The organism is Cytophagia bacterium CHB2, from assembly GCA_030263535.1.
In the GTDB taxonomy this organism is placed as follows: domain Bacteria; phylum Zhuqueibacterota; class Zhuqueibacteria; order Zhuqueibacterales; family Zhuqueibacteraceae; genus Coneutiohabitans.
In genome coordinates, this window is the sequence record SZPB01000418.1 from 1 (window position 1) to 5,027 (window position 5,027).

General features: G+C 54.5%; 2 protein-coding genes. Both read left to right on the forward strand.

Features of this window, described 5'->3' with window-relative positions; all coding sequences use genetic code 11:
• Positions 1–487 precede the first annotated feature (487 nt).
• A complete protein-coding gene (locus FBQ85_26300) occupies positions 488–3,421 on the forward strand; it encodes a TonB-dependent receptor (GenBank protein MDL1878644.1) in 2,934 nt (977 codons plus the stop codon).
• A 162-nt stretch (positions 3,422–3,583) separates the two neighbouring features.
• Positions 3,584–5,027: T9SS C-terminal target domain-containing protein (locus tag FBQ85_26305; protein MDL1878645.1), on the forward strand; the 1,444-nt coding region annotated here is incomplete at its 3' end.

Here is a 5,027-nt window from a genome sequence, read left to right on the forward strand (position 1 = left end):
AACGGCAAGATGCTGACCGCGCCAAAATTGAATTCACACAACACATTCACACAACCCGAGAACGTGAAGATCGCCGATTTCACCCGAGCCACGCTGAAGGATAATCTTCTCAAAATCGTCGTGCCCGCCAAGTCCGTGGTTGTTTTGCGTGTGAATTAGCCTGCATGAAACCAATGATGATCAGGCAAACAGGCTTACACTATTCCATATCATGAAATCTCAGCAATTTTGCCGATCACAAGTCTATTTTGCCAGTCAAAAGTTTCGTCTTGCCATTATTGAAATGTCTTATTGTCTTGTTAACCAGGTTCATAAATCGAACGGCTGAATGATCATGAGCGCGATTGCTCAAAAACGGTTGGGGTCTGGTCATTGAAATCTGCAATCCTCAATCAGTTTTGGCTGCATTTTTTAGATTGTCAAACAGCCAGAGCGAAGATGTGCGGATGACGTATGTGCAGCGGTAGTCTAGGCAACGGGAGATAGAATGTTAAACACAAGGTTATGGTGTTGTGTCGCAGATCATGGGAGTCCACCTCCAAATAGGCGCTCTCGCCTGCCGCTATTTCTTAAGCTTTCCGTGCTGGCTACATTTCTGTGGCTGAATGCGGCCGTTGCGCAAAATGTCGGTAAAATAGCCGGCACGATTACAGAAGCGGCAAGTGGAAATCCCCTGCCCGGCGCAAATGTTCTCATCACCGGCACGCGCATGGGAGCGGCGGCAGATGCCAACGGCGAATACTTTATTCTCAATGTTCCGCCCGGCAAATACGAGCTGCGCGCCAACATGATTGGCTATGAGGCGACCGTGTTCGTGCAAGTGATCGTGAATGCCGGCCGCACCACCACCATCGATTTCAAACTCAGCGAAGAAGTGCTGGAAGGCGAAGAAGTGATCGTGCAGGCCATCCGGCCCGATGTTGAGCTGGACAAAACTGCCACCAGCGCCATCGTGCGCTTCGACGACGTGCAAACGCTGCCGGGCATCCGCGACATCAGCGACGTCATCAGTCTGGCCGCGGATGTGAGTGACGGCCACTTTCGCGGCGGGCGTGTGGGCGAGGAGTACTATCTGCTGCAAGGCATGGGCATCGTCAATCCGCTCGATCGTTCGTCGGCGTTCTTGCCGATCATGAGCGGCGTCGAGGAGGTGGAAGTGATCACCAGCGGCTTCGGCGCGCAATATGGCAATGCGCAATCCGGCGTGGTGAATATCTCAATGAAAGAGGGCGATGCACAAGTCTGGCGTTCGCGGTTTGAAACACGGCTGCGCGCGCCGGGGAGGAAACATTTCGGTCCGAGTGTATTCGATCCGAATGCCAACGATTACATGCGGCTGCTGCGTGATCGCCAGGTGTGGCTGACCGGAGACCCCAGCGCCGATCAAGTGCAGCCCTACTACGGTTCGATGGCCTCGGGGCTTACCAGTAGTTTTGCGGGAGATACGCTGGTGCAAGTGGCCGTGGCTCAGGCGCTTTGGGAGCAAACGCGCAGAGACCTCGGGCGAACCTATGGCAATGATCTCGATTACTCTCTCGAAATGGCGACCGGCGGGCCGATCAATAATCGCATGCGCATGTTTCTGGCGTTGCGTTCCAACCGGCAAATGCCGGTTTTCCCCACCGAACAGCCCGATGCCGAGTATCAGGCGATGGGCAATGTGGTTGCCGACCTTGGCGCGGCGACCACGCTGCGTTTGAGCGGCGGCTTCACCCAATTGAATGATAATGTTTTTCCCGGCGCCAACAGTGTCAGCGGCTATCAACGCTGGCTGTGGGATCGCATCACCGGTGTGCGCAACCGGAAACGAATCAACACCCAGCTTGGCGCGCGTTTCACCCACGCCCTCAGCCCGAGCACGTTTTATGAATTGAAGCTCAACTCTCTCTTCACCAACAATCGGGTGGGCGCCACTCCCGTTCCCGACGTGCTTCCCCCCTCGGTGGATTTCAATTGGGTGGTCGGCACGATTTCCTACCCGAACAACAATTCGCCGGACCGTCTCAACTATCAAGCGGGATACGACACTTTCACGAAAGAGAAGACGCGCACCATCTCATTTGACGGCGCCTTAACCAGCCAATTGACGCACGCGCACTTGTTCAATGCCGGCGCCCAAATCAACTCCTATCTCATTGACGTGTCGAATTTTCTGAGTGTGCGGTCGAGCCGGCAACTCGAGCGCTACACCGCGCATCCTTTCGAAGCGGCGGCCTATGTGCAGGACAAGATGGAATTCGAGGGGTTGATTGCAAACGTGGGATTGCGCCTCGATATGTGGTATTCCGGCGTGGATTACTATCCCGACATCTACACGCCGTTTGGCGATCCTGATTCGCTGGGAAGATACAATCCCAAAAACGCGCAGCGGAAAAGCCCGCCGGTTTACGGCCGCTTGCAGCCGCGATTGGGATTTTCCTTTCCGATTTCGACCAATACCGTGTTTCATCTCAACTACGGCTCTTTCATGCAACGGCCGTCGTTCCAGTACATCGTTTCGCAGCGCCTCGGCCAGCGTTTGAACGATCCCATCATTTTGGGCAATTCCAAACTCGAGCCCGAAACCACGAACAGCTACGATATCGGCGTGGTGCAGGGTCTGGGCGAAGGATTCACGCTGGACCTCAGCGGCTACTACAAAGATGTCAAGAATCTCATTCAGCAATCGAATTTCATCGACGACCGGGCGGGTTATCAAGTCAGCTCCTACTTCAATTTAGATTACGCCGACATCCGCGGCTTTCGCATCGCATTGAGCAAGCGGCGCGGCGCGCTCACCGGTTCGATCAACTATCAATACGGCTATGCCACCGGCAAAAGCGCAACCGCCACGGCTGCCACGCCCATTTTCAATCGTGATACGCTGGGGGTCGTGACGACTGACCTGACCAACGTGCCCACCCGCGATATTCTTTTGGACTTCGACCGCACTCACAATGTCGTGATCACTGCCGGTTACGTGACGCGAAATGACTGGGGCCCGTCAGTCTCCGGTTTTCACCCGCTGGCAGATATGAACTTCTCGGTGTACTCTTTGATTCGTAGCGGCAGGCCCTATACCTCGCCCTCCGACATCCGGTTGATCAACGTGAAACGCGCGCCGATGGAGTACAACACGGATCTACGGATAACAAAGTCAATCCGCAATTTCTTCGGTATACCGGCGAATTTGTACGCGGAAGTATTCAATCTCTTTAACAACAAAATCCTCAATTACGATTATTTGTTCGAGCGGCCCACGGCCACCAACCCCAATCTTCCGCTACAATACTATGAAGAATGGGGCATCGATAATAAAGAGAACGGCATTCGCTATTGGTGGGACAAAGGCAGGCAGGGGCCGTTCAGCGTCGATCAATCGTTTTTGATTTACAGCAATGAGCCGCGATCGTTCAGTTTTGGAATTGTATTCGAATTCTAAGGACATATCATGACAGGATAATTGAACGGTAGAATGATCTAATTCTCAGGCCATGAATTTGGCCTCGCTGCGGTGACTCAAATTCAATCGCAGCCAACCAAACTATAAGGTCAATCATTCTGTCGAACAATCATCCTGCTACAAAATATGGTAGAAGAAAACATGAAACACCTCGGATTCATGATCCTGCTGCTGGCTGTCGCGCTCGGCGAAAGCAATGCGCAACAGCGTGACTGGCGCGTGCACCGCCGCGGCCTGCTGCCTCAAGCCGTGTACAACACCGGTGAGTTGGGAAGAGCCTACAATGCCGGCGGTACCGTGCAGCCGGGCAGCCCGGCCATGGAATATCCGCCGAATTCCAGTATCGTGCTCGATCGGGTAAATTACCCGGGACAGCATAATTCCTTCGGTAGCGGAATTTGGCTTGCCGGCACGCGTGCTAGCGGCAGAAGCTACGCCTTCTGCGGCGCTGTTTCCAACACTAACGGCGATCCCATTACCGTTGTCGGCGTGTACAGCACGCCGCTCGAGTTGAGAAAGATTGAGAATTTTCCCGTGCTGGAAAGCGGTGAATTGAATCCGGCCTTCAATCCCGACGAAGCGGAAGAGATCATTATCTCACGTTGGGATACGCCGGTCGGCATCCGGGTGACGCGCACCAGCCGCGCCTGGAGCTATCCCGGCTATGACAGCTTCATCATCTATGAATATGAATTTGAAAACGTGACGACCGAAACGATTTCTGATGTGTTCATCACCTTTGCGAACACGTTTGGCCCTTCGATGTTCGGCTATCAACGCAATCACGGCGCCTGGTCAGAGAGCGCATTTCGCGGTCAGCCGCCGGCGGGATTGGGCGATCATTTCGCGCGTTTCGATCTCAAACGCTGGATGAGTTACAATCATGAACGCGACGGCCTTCCGGATCCGGATTTCTTCGAGACCTGGTCCACGCCGGGCAATCGCGGCGGCTTGAACTCGCCGCAGGCCGTGGGCTTGCTGGTGCTGCATTATGACTATGTGCATTTGAGTCCCAGAGATCAGACGCAGCAGGTTTTTCTCACGGCGGCCGACAGTGCGGGAATGTGGGATGCGAACGGCAAAGCAAAGCAGCCCTTTTTGCTCCGCTATGAAAATGGCAACCTCCCTGCCGAAGCGAAAACCGTGACCTGGATGGATCCGACAGTGCAACGCAAGACCGGCATTTGGTCAGGTGTCACCGATTCCACGCGTTTTCGCAATCAATTCGAGCCTGAACTTTGGCCATACTGGAAAGGGCGCACAAAAAGTTCAGCGAATCTCTCGTGGTGGCAGCCGGTTTCGCGCGGCTACGGTTTTTATCCCTACCTGCTCCCCGCGGGCGAGAAAATGCGGTTTGCCGTGGCAGAAGTTGCAGGCTATGGGCCCGGCGTGGCAGGCGACAGGAAATACAAAGATCTCGGCGGAACAGTGCGGGCGGGCGTTGATGCCGGCGCCTGGTTCAGTCCTGTGCCGAGTTGGTTCGACACGCTGCAATATGCGAATCTGGGAAGCAAAAACTATATCGGCAGTACTTATTTGCAGGATCATCCGCTGCCGTGGTACGTGACGCCGGGCGTTGTTTCCA